Below are 17,635 nucleotides of genomic sequence, written 5' to 3' on the forward strand. Positions count from 1 at the left end.
CTCTATGGTATATACCTATTCGGGGCGCGGTCTCACTGGCTCGAATTTTTCTTCGGAGCGCGCTGAAAATGGGAAGATTGATCGATATCGCGTGGCCGGAACTTCAGATCACGGTCGTGGCTGAATTGGCGGATGATGATAACCCTGAATTGTGCGAGGAATTTTGGCAGGACCTGCCATTCAAGGTGATGCAGGCTCATCCCGTCGTTTCCGGCGAGTCCTTATATGCTTGGACGCCGACGATCAGCACCGCGCCGGTGCGGCTGCGTCGGCGGATCGTCGATTGTGCCGTTGGGGATCTGAGATACTCCCAGGCGACCGGCAATAAGTTTTCCATTCAGTATGGCAAGGGCCTTGAGCCCCTGGCGCAGCCGGTGCTGGGACAGGTACGTCCGGAATACCACCATCTGCTTCCCATCGTCGGCAAAGCCATCTGGAACAATCTGTTCTTCGCGAAGGAGAGGATCTTCGTAGAGGTAAGGCCACACGATCCCGCGGAAGCCTTCAATGGACAGGGCCGCTTCGGAAACCTCAAGGGCGTCGCAGCCGAGTTCTACGCCGAAGCCAAGCGCATCCAGACGGTAGAGCCGGAGGATCTGCGTAAGATCCGAACGGGACAGATCGGCGATACCGGGACCTACGGTCAGTTTTTCACTGCCTGGGACTTCGCCAACGGCATGCTCCGCGACTATATCATGTACACCGCCTACCCGCTCCTCAAACTTATCGATACGCTCTCGCACGACGACTTTGTGGCCGCCGTTGAAGCATTCGATCCCGCGTATTCGGAGTATCTCGGCTATTCCGGTCTTAACACGCTGCTGGATTTCTCGAACAAACTTCGTATGGCGATGAAGCAGACGGACGACAAGGAAGAACTCAAAACACTGCTCCGCACCTTCATTATGTATGGCAATCGCCTATGCGCGTGGTCCTACCATTACTTCCCGTGGTATCTAGGAATGTTCTACGGGCGAGCCGTCAACGGGCAAGAGTTTCACGGTCGTTTCAATCCGGTTCAGTGAACATAATCAATCCGTTGCCACCACGACGGCATTAGAGCGGCACCTCTTTAGAGCCGCTGTTCGTATTTTTGCTGCGCGGCGCTTTACATTTGGTCCATTTTCGTATTGGTATATACAAAATAGAGGACGCATGGCTATTATGTATGCCTCTGGATCTCCTGTCCCCCTAAAAGGTTCTAAACATGGCCCACGCGCTCGTTCCCGGAAAAGTCTCATTGGAAACCCTGGCTGCCGTTTATGATGGCACGCTCGCACCCGTGATCGATGCCGCGGCGCTGAAGAGAGTGCAGATATCCGCCGACAAGGTCGCCGAGATCGCTGGGGGAGATATCGCTCACTACGGCATCAATACCGGTTTCGGCAAACTGGCGAGTGTGCGCATTCCCGCCGACGACGTTGAAACCCTCCAGCGCAATCTGATCCTGTCACATTGCTGTGGGGTTGGAGCGCCACTCCCGGACGGTATCGTTCGCCTCATCATGACGCTGAAGTTGATCTCGCTCGGCAGGGGTGCATCAGGTGTGCGACCACAGGTCATAAACGTTCTCTCCGCGATGCTCGAAAAGAATGTTCTCCCTATTATTCCGGAGAAAGGTTCGGTCGGAGCCTCCGGTGACCTTGCTCCGCTCGCCCATATGACTGCGGCGCTGATCGGCGAAGGTCAGGCGAAGTTCGACGGTGAGGTCATGCCAGCCAAAGAGGCATTGGCAAAGGCGGGCCTCACCCCTATCGTCTTGAAGGCCAAAGAAGGTCTTGCCATGATCAATGGCACCCAAACCTCGACGGCGCTGGCATTGGCCGGCCTCTTTCGCGCCCACCGAGCTCTCATTTCATCCCTCATTTCCGGCGCGCTATCGACGGACGCCGCAATGGGTTCCACTGCGCCGTTCCATCCAGAAATCCACACCCTGCGCGGCCACCAGGGCCAGATCGACGTGGCCAGCGCGCTGAGCAGGCTGTTGGCGGGTTCCGAAATCCGCGCTAGCCATGAAGAGGGGGATGAGCGGGTACAAGATCCGTATTGCCTTCGCTGCCAGCCTCAGGTCGCCGGCGCCTGCCTCGATCTGCTACGTCAAGCCGCCGCCACGTTGATGATCGAAGCCAATGCCGCGACGGACAACCCGCTCGTCCTGTCCGACGGCACGATCGTATCCGGTGGCAACTTCCACGCCGAGCCAGTAGCATTTGCGGCGGACCAGATTGCAATCGCCGTCTGCGAGATCGGCGCGATCGCTCAGCGCCGCATTGCGCTGCTTGTCGATCCGGTCCTGAGCTATGGCCTGCCGGCGTTTCTTACGCCGAAGCCGGGCCTCAACTCGGGTTTCATGATCGCGGAGGTAACCTCGGCCGCGCTGATGTCAGAGAACAAGCAGATGTCGCATCCGGCATCTGTCGACTCGACCCCTACCTCGGCTAACCAGGAAGACCACGTGTCGATGGCCTGCCATGGCGCGCGGCGTCTCCTGCAGATGACCGACAATCTCTTTTCGATTGTGGGCATCGAGGCGCTGAGCGCAGCCCAGGGTATTGACTTGAGAACGCCACTCACCTCCAGTTCGGAGCTCGATGCAGTTCGCAAGGTTATTCGCACCGCCGTGCCGAAACTCGAAGACGACCGATACATGGCCGAAGACCTCAAGCGCGCGACGGAGCTCGTTGCGACCGGCCGCCTGGCAACGCCCGTTTCGAAGGATGTTTTGCCGTTGCTCTAATATTCGACTGAATAAGCCGGGAAGGGGCGGCTCCCTGCGTTCCCTTCCCGACGTTCAGAAAGTTTATTGAGCTGTTGCGATGAGCACGGTTGGTATACGGCCAAAGCACCATATGTTATAGACCAATAAAAGGTTTGTAATACAGGTGAAAGAGGTACGACTGGTGACTGATGCTCGCTTCCTTAACAATGAATCGACCAGCAATGGATGAAGTCGCGACAGACAAACAGGCGTCGTCGCGTTATCTGGAGATTCAGCGTGACATCGAAAACAAGATAGCCACTGGCGAGTGGGGCTCCGGCTTCCGCATCCCGCCTGAGCGCGAGTTGGTTGATATTTACAATTGTTCCCGCATGACGGTGAACAAGGCCCTGTCGAGCCTTGCAGCCTCGGGCATGATTTCGAGAAAGCGCCGCTCCGGCTCCTTCGTCGCGCCGCCGCGTATTGAAGAGCCGCTGATGCATATTCAGGATATCCGCGCAGAAGTGCTGGCAATCGACAGGACCTATACGTTCGAGATTACCGATCGCAGCATCCGAAAGGCCACCGACGCGCTCGATGCGCGGCATGTAGGAGTCCCGGTTGGCACACGGCTCCTAACCCTCGAAGTTATGCACTATGCCGACAATCTTCCGTTCACAATGGAAACGCGGCAGATCAATCTTGACGCCGTTCCACAGGCCGAACGCCAACAGTTCAAAGACGAACCGCCTGGAAGCTGGCTGCTTCAGAACATCCCTTTTACTGAAGGCGAGCATTCAATCCGCGCCGTGTCGGCTGATACGATCCTGGCGAGGAGGCTACAGGTGGTCGAGCGCACGGCCTGCATTTCGATTGCGCGCCGGACTTGGCTGGAGGGCGACTTAATCACATTCGTGCGCCTGATCTACCCTGGCGACCGTCACCGGTTCGTCGTCCGCTTCAAACCGAATACGCTTCCCGTCGGTCCATAAGCGGCGACTTCGAACGATAAGGAACAAGCAGCGCCCTGTGGCGCTGTTTTTTGTGACAAGAAGTGCCGCCAAGAATCCGAGGCGGCATCCACTTCAAAAAAACTATGCACCCAATTTAATAAAACTGCACTACGCAACTCTGATGCTCTGTCTCAAGATAGCTCATCAAACGCTGAATGCAGATGACTTGCCGACGTGGCCCCACGGGCCATGCAGGTATCGTTTTGCCTTCAGACAAGTGAGGAAATGGGAAATATTCGATGGCACTGGTTAGGATTGGCGTGGATATTGGTGGCACCTTCACCGACTTCGTAGGATGGCGAGCGGATTCCGGAAAAGGGATCAAGCGCCTGAAGGTGCCCTCTACTCCACCGAATTTCGCACAGGGTTTCCAAAACGGTTTCGAGCCGCTACTGGAGGCGCTTGAGGTTGAGGATGGCGACGAAGTCATCGTCATGCACGGAACGACGGTCAGCACGAACACTGTGATCGAACGCTCGGCTGAACCGGTAGCGCTATTCGTAACGGAAGGCTTCAGGGACATCCTTGAGCTGCAGCGACTGCGTCTGAAGAACCCGATCGATCTCTTTTCATCGCGCGCCCTGCCGCTGGTGCCCAGAAACCTGGTCTTCGAGGTTCCCGAACGATTGAGCGCGGATGCCGAGGTGTTGACCGTGGTAGACGAAGGCGCAGTCAGGAAGGCCGTAGCCGCGGTTCGCGCCGAAGGTGTGTCCTCCATAGCAGTAGTCCTCCTGCACAGCTTCCGCGATCCTACACATGAGCGAAAGGTCCGCGACATCATCACGGCGGCGGCACCTGAAATCGATGTCTGCATATCGAGCGACATCTGGCCTCGCATGGGCGAATACGAGCGTGCGGTCAACGCAACCCTGAACGTCTACGTCAAGCCGCGTGTAAAGTCCTATCTCCACGACATTGAGCAGTATGTGAACTCGCGCCTGACTTCGGCGCGCCTCTACGTGACACGGTCAAACGGCGGCGCGCTTGGCCTCGCCGACGCCATGAACTTTCCGGTGCATACCCTATTGTCCGGTCCTGCTTCCGGCATCACCGCCGCCCAAACCATCGCCAGCACCAATAAGCATGAATATATGCTGACCTTCGACATGGGCGGCACAAGTACGGACGTCTCTTTGGTCCGCCAGGGCCAACCAACGGTAACGGCACAAGGCGCGGTCGGCGATTTCCCGATCACCCTGCCCGTTACCGAAATTGAAGCGATCGGCGCCGGCGGCGGTTCTCTGGTGCGGTTGAATGGTCCTGCATTGCGAGTCGGTCCGGAGAGTGCCGGCGCTTTTCCTGGACCGGCTGCATTTGCCCGCGGCGGCGACATGCCGACGGTTACGGATGCCTACCTCCTGTGCGGTTATCTGAACGCCGAGAATTTCCTCGGGGGCGCGATGCGCCTCGATGTCGATCGCGCCGCTTCTGCTTACTCCTCCGTGGCGCAGCAGCTCGGCGTCTCGACTGCCGAAGCGGCTGACGCGTGCTTGTCGGTGACTACCTCCAATATGGTAAGCCGCATTCTGCCCTATCTTGCCGCCCATGGCCTCGACCCGCAAAACGTCACCCTCGTGCTATTCGGCGGCAATGGTGCGCTACATGGTCCGCTTCTGGCCGATGAGGTCGGCATCAATTCGATCATCGTGCCGCCCGCTCCCTCGGTCTTCTGCGCTCGGGGCGGGGTCGTGACTTCACTTACACACGATGTCATTGCGGTGATCCAGGGTTCGACCGTCACCGACGAACTCGTGGCGGCGGAATTCGAAAAGCTCAAGGATGAGACCCTGGTCTGGTTATCGAACCAGATCGACGGATCCCGACTGGTTTCGGTGGAACACGAGTTCTGGGCCGAGCTGAGATATAGGGGACAGTCATTCCAAGTCGCGGTCGCAGTGCCTGTCAGTCATGGCAGATTTCCCGATCTTACGTCTATTGCCAATCGTTTCCATGATGAGCATCTGCGGCTTTACAGCCATTGCGACACGGCTGCGCCAGTGGAGTTCGTTGAACTGCGCGTGCGTGTCCGGGGCAGTCTGCCTATGCCTCCAGACGAGCACGCTCCACTTGGGCCTCGTGCTGAAATTGCGCCCGTTGGGCAGCGCGACATCCGCATTGCCGGAAAGCTCCATCCTTCCGCCAGCACCTATCGGCGCAAGGACCTGACTGTCGGCAGCACGGTCAAGGGGCCGTGCGTCATCGAGGAGGACGATTCTACCGTCCTCGTACCAGCAGCATTTCACGCGAGCGCCCTCGCAACCGGCGCACTCGCACTGACGCGGAGGCAGTAAAAATGGATCCCGTACAAACTGCAATCATGGCGAACCGGTTCAACGCGATCGTCGAAGAAGCATCCTCGACCCTTCAGCGTACGGCTCACACAACCTTCGTGAAGCTCGTTCAGGATTTCCAGTGCGCATTGGCAAATGCTGAGGGTGAAGCATTCGCCTACCCCGTAAATACCGGTGTCAGCGCCTTCATCGGACTGTCGGTCAAGGGCGGTCTCGGTGATATCCCAATTTCCTCCCTGAAGCCTGGAGACTGCATCATAACCAATGATCCATTCTCAAGCGACGGCATGGTCACCCATATGATGGATGTGTCGCTGGTGCATCCGATCTTCCGCGACGGCCGGCTCATAGCGCTGGCATGGGCCTTCGTGCATGCCTCAGACATCGGCGGCGCGGTTCCCGGAAGCATAGCGCCGACACTTACGGAAACATTTCAGGAGGGGCTGAGGCTCCGCCCCGTGCTTCTGTATCGCGAGGGAGTTCTCAACGAGGCCGTCAGAAACATTTTGCTCGATAACAGCCGCATCTCATCGGAGCTGTGGGGCGATATCCAAGCAATGTTCTCTGCTATGAAGAGCATGGATGTGCGTCTCGGCCAACTCTGTGATCGGTATTCGACGCAGGAAGTCATCGACGGGATGGATGCAACGCTCGCCCTATCAGAAGCGAGGGCCCGGGAGGTTATCGCCGAAATTCCCGACGGAATTTACGAGTTCGCCGACTACATTGAGGGTATGAAGGCCGGTGAATTCATCAATATCCATGCGAAGATGACGGTCACCGGCAGCGATTTACTGTTTGATTTTACCGGAACGGATCCTCAGGTCCTCGCAGCCTTCAACTATGTCACTGGCTCGACCACACATCCCTATACCCTGCAATCGCTAATCTACTATATCCTGACAAAGGCGCCAGACGCTCCCCGGAACCGTGGCCTTCTGCGGCCGGTCAAGATCATCGCTCCCCGCGGAACGATCATCAATGCGAACTTCCCAGCCGCCGGCGGATCACGCGTCACCGCGTCGACCCGCGTCTACGACGTTGTGCTTGGTTGCTTGAACGCCGCAATCCCCGGAGGACTGGCCGCAGCTGGCCCGGGTATGTCGGGGATCATCGTGGTCACCGGACGCGACCGTCTTCATGGCGGCAAGCGTGTGAGCGTGATCAATCCAATTTGCGGCGGCGGTGGCGGTAAAATAGGACACGACGGTATCGATGGCGTCGACAACCGGTCGGGCTCACTTTTGACCGTGCCGGCGGAGACTATCGAAGTCGAAACTATCATGCGCGTTCAACGATACGGCCTTGTCATCGACAGCCAGGCACCGGGTCGTTGGCGCAGCGGCGCCTCGGTGGTCCTGGATCTGGAGAACACCGACGTTGAGGCCGTCATGACGGTGCGCGGCATGGATCGGCTCAAATTCACTCCATGGGGTATCATGGGCGGCGAAGCCGGATCCCTCGCGCGCGTCATCGTCAACCCCGACACGAAGGATGAACGTGAGATCGGCAAGATTGACGTTCTCCACTTCAAGCGGGGTGACGTCGTCCGCCTGATCACTCCGGCGGGGGGCGGGTTTGGGCCAGCGTCAGAGAGAGATCCCGAGCTTGTGCTCGCGGACGTAAAGCGGGGCGTCGTCTCAGCTGAAAAAGCTCGCGCGGCCTACGGGGTGGTAATTCGCGATGACTTCACGATCGATATGAAGGCCACTGAGGCAGCCAGGTCGGCCATGATCAAGGGCAACAACCGATTCTCGCATTGTGAAACGCGACAGGCGTTCGACGCCATCTGGCCCATCGACGTCCGGGCTGCCCTGGCCGTCCGTTCTTTTGATTATGACGCTTCGGTCAGAGCAACCCTCGTACGCAATACGGTTTCGCGCTTCATCAAGGAAAGCAAAAGAGCGACGCTCGATTTAATCCCGAATGCACTCGCGGAGGAAAACCGGCTTTTGCAGCAATGACAGCTTAGCGGTGCGTCCATGACAACAACAGCGGAGAATAGCCAGCGACCATCGCCCATTGCCGAAACCAAAACACCTGGACGTAATTCTCGATCACAGGAGATGCGTCCCGCGTAGTGAAAACGATCTAACATCGTGAAGAAGAAAGGGGAATACAATGAGAATTCGTTCTTACGCATTGATCGTGAATCTACTTCTTGCCGGAGTCTGTATCGCACCGGCAGCAAAGGCGGCGGAGCCATCCGAAGGCAAAGCATATGAAAACAGCCAGGCGGCTTCGGGAATCACGAAGAGCGTCGAGCCAACCGAAAAACTGGCGAAGGCCGGCAAGATTGTCATGTGCACCGAACTCGGCAATCCCCCCGGCGGCTTCCTGGATGAAGACGGCGTCACGCCGAAAGGCTTCAATGTTGACGTAATGTCGGCGATTGGCCCGGCGATGGGTATCAAAACCGAAGTCGTCCACTATCCGTTCGCCAGTATCTTCGCTGCTTTGGACACGGGTAAATGCGATGCAGTCATGTCGAACAATTCGAAAAGTCTAGCTCGCGTCGCAAAATACAATTTCGTGGAGTACGTGCGCGAGCGGATGGGCCTCCTTGTCCCGAAAGGAAACCCCCTCAATATCAAGACTTACGAGGATCTTTCAGGACACCGCGTCGCGGTTCTGGTCTCGAGCACCAACGAACGCCTACTGAAGGAAGCCAACACCAAGGTCAGCGCCGAAGGCAAGCCACCGATCGAGATCCAGTCCTATCCGCAGAATACGGTCACGTTCCGGCAGCTCGATCTGAAACGTGTGGACGCTTTCGTGAGCGACGCGATGACACTCTCCTACTTCAAGAAGCTCACCGGCGATAAATATGAGATCGGCGGTCTACCGATCGACCCCCTCACCATCGGTATTGTGCTTCGCAAGGACGACCCTGCGCTGCAAGAAGCCGTACGCAAGGCTTATGTCTCTCTCTACGAAAGCGGCTATGTCGAGCAGGCCGCCAAGACCTGGGGCATGGACGGCCATGTCGAGCTTTGCCGCAACGACAAGCAGTGCCCATGATTTTCCGCAGATGCCCAACGCTCGATAGGTTCGAGTAGGTGTACACTCCTGGCCTGCCGCTTCGGCGGCAGCCCTCCGCGCAAGAGGTAAGGTCCTCGGCAACGGAACTCGAACACAATAAGAAACGGGGACATTATCGACATGCAGTTCGATATCGCCTTTTTCCTGGATTTTGTCTTCAATCCCCGGCCCGCCCTTCTGCGCGGTCTGCTCACGACGGTTCTGGTCGCGTTCGCGTCCATGGTCATCGGTGTGGTGTTGGGGCTTGTCTTGTCCCTGTTCGGACTATCACGATGGCGCGTGCTCCGCTGGTTCAACAGCGCCTACATCTTCGTGTTTCGCGGCACACCGCTCCTTGTGCAGGTCATTCTGATCTATTTCGGCCTCCCCTATCTGACGAATGTCGATCTTTTTCCGCAGGACGTGCATCTGTTCGGCTTCATTTCGATCAGCGGGGCGATTGTCGCGGGGGTGACCGCCTTCGCGCTCCATGAGGCGGCATACTTCAGCGAAATTTCTCGCGGCGCTATCGCTTCGGTCGACCATGGCCAGTGGGATGCCGGCAGGGCCGTCGGCATGACGCCGGGGCTTCTCATGCAGCGGATCATTCTGCCACAGGCAATTCGCATCATGTTGCCTCCACTTGGCAATCAGATGAACGGCATGTTCAAGGCGACATCGTTGCTGTACCTGATCGCGGTTCCAGAGATGCTGTTTATCACCGACGCAGTGAATTCAGTGACCTACAAAACCTTCGAGGTCTATCTCGGCGTATCGATCTACTACCTCGCGCTCACAACCGCTTGGAGCTTTCTCCAAGAAGCATTGGAGAAGCGTTATTCAAAGGGCTTCGTTTCGATATGACCTGGTCCGCACCCAATTCGGCGAGCGTAGTCGCTCGAACGCCACTCGGTCTCATGAAGGCGGCGAAGTTGCTCCGGGAGCTCAATCATGAACTTTGACCTGCACTATTTCCTCGAGCTGGTTTTCTCGCCACCACCGCAGCTTATATATGCTGTCTGGCTCACCGTCTCCGTCACTCTCACATCAATGGCGGTCGGGATCATTGCGGGACTGTTCCTGGCACTATTCGGACTGAGCCTGTATGGCGCGCTTAGAGGTTTCAACTGGCTTTACGTCTGGTTCTTCCGAGGAACTCCTATCCTCGTGCAGTTGTTTCTAATCTATTTTGGGCTGCCCTACCTGATCGGTGTTGACATCTTCCCGTCGACAATCACGACGCCGGCGTTTTCCATCAGCGGAGCGATTGTCGCTGGCATATTCGCATTCAGCTTGCACGAAGCAGCATATATGAGCGAGATCACGCGGGCCGGCATCCGATCGGTCGAGAAAGGACAAAGCGAGGCCGCACAGGCATTGGGCATGTTGCCGTCGTTGGCGATGCGCCGGATCATCCTCCCCCAGGCGCTTCGCATCATCCTCCCCTCGCTCGGAAACCAATGCAACATGATGTTCAAGACCACTGCGTTCCTGAGCGTCATCGCCGTTCCAGAACTCGTACACGTCGCCGACAGCCTGCGATCGCAAAACTTCAAGACCTTCGAAGTTTATGCGGCGATCTCCGTCTACTATCTCGTGCTGACCGGGGTGTGGACCGTCCTTCAACAATGGATCGAGAACCGGCTGTCCTGGAGTCCTCGCACTGCTGCGCGCGAGCCCGAGTCGAACGCCCCCAACCTGTTACAGATGGAAACCTGAAATGGCCGATCAATCCAAAGCCAGCGTGGCACCTGCCGTGGAACTCCGCGGCGTAAGCAAGTCGTTCGGTACCCTGAGCGTGTTCAAGAATGTTTCAATGACGGTCCAACCTAAGGAGACCGTTGTCGTCATCGGTCCGTCCGGCTCCGGCAAAACGACGCTTATCCGTTGTATCAATCATCTGGAGCAAATCCAGAGCGGTGAGATCTACCTGAATGGCGCACTTGTGAGCAACAAGCTCGCAGGCGGTAAAAAGGTCCCACTCAGCGAGAAGGAAAAGGCCGCAATCCGCAGGAATGTTGGCATGGTTTTCCAGCGCTTCAATCTATTTCCGCATCTGACCGCTCTGCAGAACATCATCGAGGCTCCCGTTCATGTTCTAAAGCGCCCGAGGCAAGAGGCGATCCAGGAAGGAATTGCCCTGCTGGAGCGCGTCGGATTGGCCGATAAGCGAGATCAGTATCCCGCGCAACTCTCGGGTGGCCAGCAGCAGCGTGTAGCAATTGCTCGCGTTCTCGCGATGAAGCCCGAGATTGTTCTTTTTGACGAGCCGACCAGCGCACTTGATCCGGAAATGGTCGGCGAAGTTCTCTCTGTCATGAAAGAACTCGCCGGCAAGGGCATGACCATGATCGTCGTCACTCACGAAATGGGTTTCGCACGAGAGGTGGCCGACCGAGTCGTTGTGATGGATAAGGGCTCCATCATTGAACAGGGGCCACCAGAGCAGATTTTTGGTCGCCCCCAAAACGCTCGCACGGCCGAATTCCTGGAGCGAATCTCCTAAACAGTTGGCGAATTACGGCCGGCGTCTCCGCTAGGTGCCCAAGACATGGCCTGTTTTCTTCATTTCCAAGGCGCACAAGTCCGAACATTGTCATGTCCATAACAGCCGAGCTTTCCGACTTCATCGCCCATGTGCGGGAAGTGCCTCAGTCTGTGTCCGAGCGCGCAAAGATCCATGTGGCCGACACACTCGCTTGCATATATGCTGGCACGGCGTCTCGGCCTGTAGAAATTCTCGTTGCAGTATGCGCACCAGGGAACGATCGGGAGGGCATTCCCGTCCCTGGTCTAGGTTGCTGGAGCGATCCTGCACTGGCGGCTCTTCTGACCGGCACCTGCGCGCATGCAGACGACTTTGATGATACGAGCGAGTTCTCGATGAATGGCCATCCGAGTGCCCCGATCGTCAGTGCGCTGCTGCCGACGGCCTTCGAAACGCAAGCGAGCGGCCGGGCATTCCTGCGGTCCTATGCAGTCGGGATCGAGATCGCCTGCAAGCTTGGCATCGCAGTGGGCAGCGCACATACGCGCCAAGGGTGGCATACGATGTCGACGCTCGGGACTCTCGCAGCTGCCGGCGCTGCGGCCAACTTGCGTGGCCTCGACGCGCGCCAAACGGAGCACGCACTCGCGATCGCGTGCTCCTTTGCCGGGGGCATCCTTGGCAACACCGGAACGATGACGAAGAGTTTGCATTGCGGCCGGGCCGCTCAAGCTGGCTTCCTTGCTGCAAAGCTGGCAGAAAGCGACTTCACGGCCGGATCTGGCATCCTTGAGGCACCATCCGGTTTCCTGGATGCATTCACAGGCGGATCAGCAGCAACGTTGCCAGCTCTCGGCAACCCTTGGGAACTTGTTACCCCCGGCCTTGCAGTAAAGCTTTATCCTTGCTGCAGCTGCACCCATCTTGCAATTGATGGCGCATTGACGATCCGAGCGCTGTCTGGTTTCGACATCAAAGCGATCGAACGGATCAACTGTTTCGTCCGCGACGAGTGCATCCGCTATCTGCGCTTTCCGAAGCCGAGAACGGGAATCGAGGCGAAGTTCAGCATGAACTATACGGTGGCGACCGCCCTGCTCCAAGGCGAGTTAACGCTGAACGATTTTGAAACGAACGCCATCGCACATGAGGACGTTTCCGAGCTATTGGTCAAGGTGGCGATGTTCGCGCGGAGTGAGGATTCGGACAACCCCGACATCGAAGTGGTCTTCCTGGACGGAAAGCGACTGGCCGAGCGGCGGCGTGTGCCGCGAGGGGCGCCCGACGATCCAGCCGGATGGGAGGAAATCACCAGGAAACTGGCGGGAGGCATTTCCCGCGCAAGGCAGTCGAGGGTGGCCGATTTCGGAAAGCATGTTTGGGCGATCCGTGATCTGGACAAGGCAACCCGGTTGTCCGATATCTTTTCAGCATAGGGTCTCCAGAGCTCGCGCAAGGTTCTGATGCGCACATTCATCCGAGGTTAGTATGCCCAAGATCGACTTTCCGCATCTGGCAGCTTTCGTTGTCAGTTGCGACAGTCCAACGATGGCGCATGCGGCCGCGAAGCTTGGTCTCACACCATCGGCATTGAGTGCCAAGCTCAGCACGCTCGAAGCCCAGATTGGAGTGACGCTTTTTGGTCGCAAAGGGCGTAACTCCTTTCCGCTACGCTCGGCGGTCTGGCTGTACAATCGCAGTGTTCGTCTCCTCCTTGCCGAGGAATATTTGAGTCATGCCAAACTTGGCGGCAGCGCGGCGCCTTCGGCGCCCGTCATCCTCAAATTAGACGTTGACTATACCTGGACAGCAATTTCCTACGCTGTAATCACGGCGATCCGCCGCTTCCATTCCAAACCCGACCACCCTTATGTAGACTTGATCTTCACGGGTACTGGCGCCTTCGGAATGCAGAACGGTCCCAGCCATCTTCTGTCAGACGCGGTGCCACTCGGGCAGCTCAAGATCCAACATACCATCGGTACTGGGGTATCCGGACCTTCTGTTGTCGTTGCTCCAGACCATTGGACGAGGCTGACCCATACGGTTGGGGAGCGACCCGAGCGTGGTGACATTGCTCCAAAAACCGAAATTCCCGATCTGCCGGGTACACTGCAAAGCGACACGAAATTCGACCGCTCCAGCGGTATCGCGACATCACGGATTTCCACCACCGATCGAAGTCTGCAGGATCTCCGAGGGCTCATCGACGACATCCGCAAGTCGGATCTACTTCTGCCCCAACTGACTGTACCCCAGCGTCTTCGCATCCAGGGCATCACTGCGGTTCCGGTAATTCGCAGTCCGTCGTGCTGCGTGACCGCAGAGCTCTCTAACGACCATGAACTTCTGTTAAATCTGCTAAATGATGTCCGCAAAGGCGTCGAGGCCCCTTCGGGCTGGTCCGAAGCCACGAATTTCCATCCCAAGGTTAGCCTGAAGCAGATTTCTACCGTGAATCGTGTGGTGCAGACCGGCAGCATGGCGAGCGCTGCCCGCGTCGCCGGACGGACTGCTCCGATGATACCGGCCCAGCTTGAACAGATCGAATATGCGCTCGGGACAAGGCTTATCGACCGGAAGAAGACCGGTTCTGAACCGACCGATGATGCTGAAAGGCTGCATTCGCTGTTTGTCGGCGTTGAGAGGGCTTTCAACGACACTCTGGGCGAACGAAGCCACATAGCTGCGGCCTTTGAACAATCAATTCGGATTGCGTTACCGGTGAGTTGGAGCGCAGATTCCTTGACGTCCGAATGCATGGCCGTGGCGCTTAGCGCATTTCACAATGAATTTCCGAACTGCCAAATCGAGGTTGTGGAGGGCCCTCGACATGTACTGCATCATGGCGTTCTAACCGGCCGTTTCAATATTGCTGTCGTTGGTAGGATCGATCCGCAAGTAGGCTCTCTACTAATTGGCCGCAGCGAAGACGTCGTCCTGATCGTCAATAGGAAGCTGAATTTTGCGCCTCAGGCCGAGAGAGTTTCGGCAGACGAGCTGAGGAGCATCCCGCTCCTTCTGGCACCTTCACAGCTCACAATGCATCAAACTCTTCTGACGGCACTTGCGAAGTCTACTGTGCAGCTCGAGCCGGTAATGCGGTTGGGTTCGGTACCTCTGATCGTCTCGGTTTTGCGTCGTTCACCTCTTGGCACGATCTTGCCAGCGTCGGTGATGATCAAGGAGATCGAGGCAGGGATCGTGGACACGTTCTCTCTCGACCATTTAGTCCCGCCGCGGCGACTATGGGCAATATTCTCCACCTCCACGCCGCTTAACGAGACTGAACGTGCTTTGATCAGCCACGTAAAGGAAGCGTTTCAGGAGGCTAATTCATCCAACGGCAGAGTTGTACCTTAACTTATAGAGGGTACAGCCTGCGACAGCTTCGCGCGTTACAGCACATGAGCTGGTGGTGAGGACAATGCGCTTAGCGGCTCACAACGGGGCAAGGTCAGCGCGCCCGACGCATGTCTACACGATCGATTATGTTGCTTCGCTGATCGGCGAGAACCTCGAACTCCTCCAGGAAATCGCCAGCAACTCAGACAATATCGATTACGGCGAGATGATCCATGCCCATGACGGCAGCCAAGAGGGCGTCACGACCTTCACCGACCGGGGCATCGAGAGCTTAAAGGAATTCCTCGCCGGTATCCGCACCTGCGAGGGCGGTGTCCGGCAATTCCGCGTCGATGAGCAATGTGATCCCGAAAGGATCGAACGCATCATGGCAGACGAGCCGAGATCATAAACCCCGCGGCCTACGCCGGATGGATACGGCTCATCGGCAAGGTAGGTCCTCGTAGCCATATGTCGCTGCAGACCCGTGCAGAGACAACCTCTCAAATCAGGCAAGCGCGGAGCAATGTTAATGAACTGACGAACTGACGAACTGACGAACTGACGAACTGACGAACTGACGAACTGACGAACTGACGAACTGACGAACTGACGAACTGACGAACTGACGAACTGACGAACTAGACAAGGGGATATATCCTGTCAAATAACAATCTCATGTTAGGTAATAATATCACCCAATCAACGCGGCCACGCAATTAACCTGGTGGGCCCCTGCAATTATAGTTACGTGGGCGGCCCGCCCAATATTTAGAAGGCCCACCCAGATTTCGGCGAAATTGCTCCATACCTTTTTCCACTATAAGTATCGTGCCTGCCCACCCTGCAATCCCACCCTTTCCTAACATCATCTATTTGCTTCCACCTTCTTGTTCATAACACATGGCCTGCAGGCAAGTCGCTCCCGACCTCCGACAGCTCGTTGCAGAGATCACGCTTTCAACAAAGGCAATCCTCCATATCGAGCCGAAGGAGCTTCATGATATCCGGACCGGCACCTTCGCGGTCGGGACAAACAACCAATACTTCACGAACCTCGACTTCGTGAACGGCATGCTGCGCGACCAGTCGATGTACACGTGGTATCCGTTGCTGCTGACGTTCCAGGATGAGCGATTTACCCTCGAGCAGTGCTGCGCACTCGTGCACCGCTTTGACTACGCATACAGCAACTATCTGCGCTACAGCGGCTTGCAGGAAATGGGCGCTTTTGCCGAAGCGATCACCAAATATCTTCCGACGGCTGGTAGCCGCGACGAGGCGGTTGAGGCCGTCAAGGCGTTCCTGGGTTACCTCAACCGTTTGGCCGCCTGGTCATTCCATTACTTCCCTTGGAGCATCGGAAAACATCTCACTTACGAGACCCCGGAAGGTTCCATCGCGGCCCTGGCCGATCCCTCTCGGCGTGTTCAGATCCGCGACGGTCAAAAGGTACGGCTTACCTGGGAGCCGCTGGGCATCAGCGTCATTGCCTATCTCGCGACGAAGGAAAACCCCGAACTCTGCAACGACCTTATTCAAGCTCTGCCCTTCACGGTTGTTCAGGACCATGCCGTTGTCAGCGGTGAATCCATGTACGCGTGGGCGCCTGTCGTGAGCACCGCAAAGGTTAACGTCAAGGAACGGCAGTGCGATGCTCCGGTCGGCCGTATCCGCTATTCCCAGGGCACCGGCAACAAGGTCATCGTCCAGTATGGTGAAGTCACCGAAGATATTGCGACACCGGTTCTCGGTGAGATCCTGCCGGAGTATGCCGACGATATCTATAAGGTTGGTCGCGCTGTTCTGGAAGCCACCTTCCTGACTAAGGAGCTGTTTTTTCTCAAGATGGAGCCCACCAGTTAGGGCCCGCCCAAGGCGACTAAGCTATGAGGACGATCTCGCCTTCTGGCAAGTCTATCCTTGGCTCATAAATATCCTACGGTGTCATCTTTCTCCTGCGACGTTTGTATTATGTTTGTATTATGTTTGTATTTTCATAATTGTTTGTAACTGAATAAAGTGTTTTAATTTATTTCCCTCTTGCTTTACTCTAAACTTAATTATGTTAATAACAATTCTTATATAACGATCAATCATTATTAATACCAAATTTAGCTATTACATCATACGATCAGACTCCATAACATGTTACACAGATAAAACACACTAGTTTCAAAAAAATAGACTCTTTCCAGCACATACAATCTCTTCATACTTAAAAAACATATCGCTCTGATCCTCTGGCTGACGCTGCCGGGTAAAGACATCGAAGGGGCCACACTCGCCGTCCACTGTGCGCACCGATATCTCACCGGTCTTCTCAAAACAATTGCTGGGGAGGAACGCCACGAAATAGTCGCAACAAGCAGATTGAAGAGATCCAGATGCAGGACCTCCACAAACAATGGAGTTAAGTTTCTCAAACGCCTCGGCCCTTGTAACCCCAGGCAGGTATGGTGGAAGCGAAGTAATTTTCGCGACTGAATTGCTGTTGCAAACGAGGATGCGATTCTTTACACACAAGTCTGCTATTGGTTCATCCATATACATAAAAAGAAGCTTGTCGACCGTCACAGATTGATCGAGATCCGCCACCGCGTAACCGTTGCTTTTCCAGAAGTCGAGATCATCGCGGTAGTCCCGTAGCGCCGCCTCAAGCTCGGCCCTCACATCCGGACCCAGGACTGTAACGAGAGAAATGCCTTCCAATTGACGCTCCAACTCATCTGCCATGCTCATGCTTTAGCAGGATTAGTGCTTTGTGCCTCCAGCTGTA

14 protein-coding genes are annotated in these 17,635 nt (G+C 56.4%); 13 read left to right on the plus strand and 1 reads right to left on the minus strand.

The features are described 5' to 3' along the window. Positions 1 to 68 precede the first annotated feature (68 nt). The 13 genes from ACST81_RS26355 (at position 69) to ACST81_RS26415 (ending at position 16,722) form a co-directional block, all read left to right on the plus strand. A complete protein-coding gene (locus ACST81_RS26355) occupies positions 69 to 1,025 on the plus strand; it encodes a DUF3830 family protein (RefSeq protein ID WP_077768163.1) in 957 nt (318 codons plus the stop codon). Between the two features lie 182 nt (positions 1,026 to 1,207). Beyond that, positions 1,208 to 2,737: a histidine ammonia-lyase gene (gene hutH, locus ACST81_RS26360; protein WP_012475925.1), complete on the plus strand. Its 1,530-nt coding sequence runs from the start codon at positions 1,208 to 1,210 to the stop codon at positions 2,735 to 2,737. Between the two features lie 203 nt (positions 2,738 to 2,940). Continuing rightward, positions 2,941 to 3,690 carry a histidine utilization repressor gene (hutC, locus tag ACST81_RS26365; RefSeq protein WP_161596396.1) on the plus strand — a complete coding sequence of 250 codons (750 nt, stop codon included), beginning with the start codon at positions 2,941 to 2,943 and terminating at the stop codon, positions 3,688 to 3,690. A 260-nt stretch (positions 3,691 to 3,950) separates the two neighbouring features. Next, a complete protein-coding gene (locus ACST81_RS26370; protein WP_012475923.1) occupies positions 3,951 to 6,002 on the plus strand; it encodes a hydantoinase/oxoprolinase family protein in 2,052 nt (683 codons plus the stop codon). Between the two features lie 2 nt (positions 6,003 to 6,004). Continuing rightward, on the plus strand, positions 6,005 to 7,966 hold the full coding sequence (locus tag ACST81_RS26375) for a hydantoinase B/oxoprolinase family protein (protein WP_077768164.1): 1,962 nt from the start codon (positions 6,005 to 6,007) through the stop codon (positions 7,964 to 7,966). A 157-nt stretch (positions 7,967 to 8,123) separates the two neighbouring features. Further along, complete coding sequence (locus ACST81_RS26380) at positions 8,124 to 9,023, plus strand: ABC transporter substrate-binding protein (RefSeq protein ID WP_012475921.1); 900 nt, start codon at positions 8,124 to 8,126, stop codon at positions 9,021 to 9,023. A gap of 141 nt (positions 9,024 to 9,164) precedes the next feature. Further along, a complete protein-coding gene (locus tag ACST81_RS26385) occupies positions 9,165 to 9,887 on the plus strand; it encodes an amino acid ABC transporter permease (protein WP_012475920.1) in 723 nt (240 codons plus the stop codon). Positions 9,888 to 9,974: 87 nt separating this feature from the next. Next, positions 9,975 to 10,742 (plus strand): amino acid ABC transporter permease, encoded by a 768-nt coding sequence (locus tag ACST81_RS26390; protein WP_012475919.1) that lies wholly within the window; start codon positions 9,975 to 9,977, stop codon positions 10,740 to 10,742. Position 10,743: 1 nt separating this feature from the next. Next, complete coding sequence (locus tag ACST81_RS26395; protein ID WP_077768165.1) at positions 10,744 to 11,529, plus strand: amino acid ABC transporter ATP-binding protein; 786 nt, start codon at positions 10,744 to 10,746, stop codon at positions 11,527 to 11,529. A 92-nt stretch (positions 11,530 to 11,621) separates the two neighbouring features. Further along, on the plus strand, positions 11,622 to 12,947 hold the full coding sequence (locus ACST81_RS26400) for an MmgE/PrpD family protein (RefSeq protein ID WP_077768166.1): 1,326 nt from the start codon (positions 11,622 to 11,624) through the stop codon (positions 12,945 to 12,947). A 52-nt stretch (positions 12,948 to 12,999) separates the two neighbouring features. Continuing rightward, positions 13,000 to 14,874 (plus strand): LysR family transcriptional regulator, encoded by a 1,875-nt coding sequence (locus ACST81_RS26405; RefSeq protein WP_077768167.1) that lies wholly within the window; start codon positions 13,000 to 13,002, stop codon positions 14,872 to 14,874. Positions 14,875 to 14,938: 64 nt separating this feature from the next. Beyond that, a complete protein-coding gene (locus ACST81_RS26410) occupies positions 14,939 to 15,268 on the plus strand; it encodes a hypothetical protein (RefSeq protein ID WP_077768168.1) in 330 nt (109 codons plus the stop codon). Positions 15,269 to 15,759: 491 nt separating this feature from the next. Continuing rightward, positions 15,760 to 16,722, plus strand: coding sequence for a hypothetical protein (locus ACST81_RS26415; RefSeq protein ID WP_032489816.1), 963 nt, complete (start codon positions 15,760 to 15,762; stop codon positions 16,720 to 16,722). A 309-nt stretch (positions 16,723 to 17,031) separates the two neighbouring features. On the opposite strand, the gene ACST81_RS26420 is transcribed toward ACST81_RS26415, so the two are convergent. Next, positions 17,032 to 17,592, minus strand: a complete 561-nt coding sequence (locus tag ACST81_RS26420) for a RolB family protein (RefSeq protein WP_161596389.1) — start codon at positions 17,590 to 17,592, stop codon at positions 17,032 to 17,034. Positions 17,593 to 17,635: the final 43 nt, after the last annotated feature.

This window comes from Pararhizobium sp. O133, assembly GCF_051669845.1.
GTDB lineage: Bacteria > Pseudomonadota > Alphaproteobacteria > Rhizobiales > Rhizobiaceae > Pararhizobium.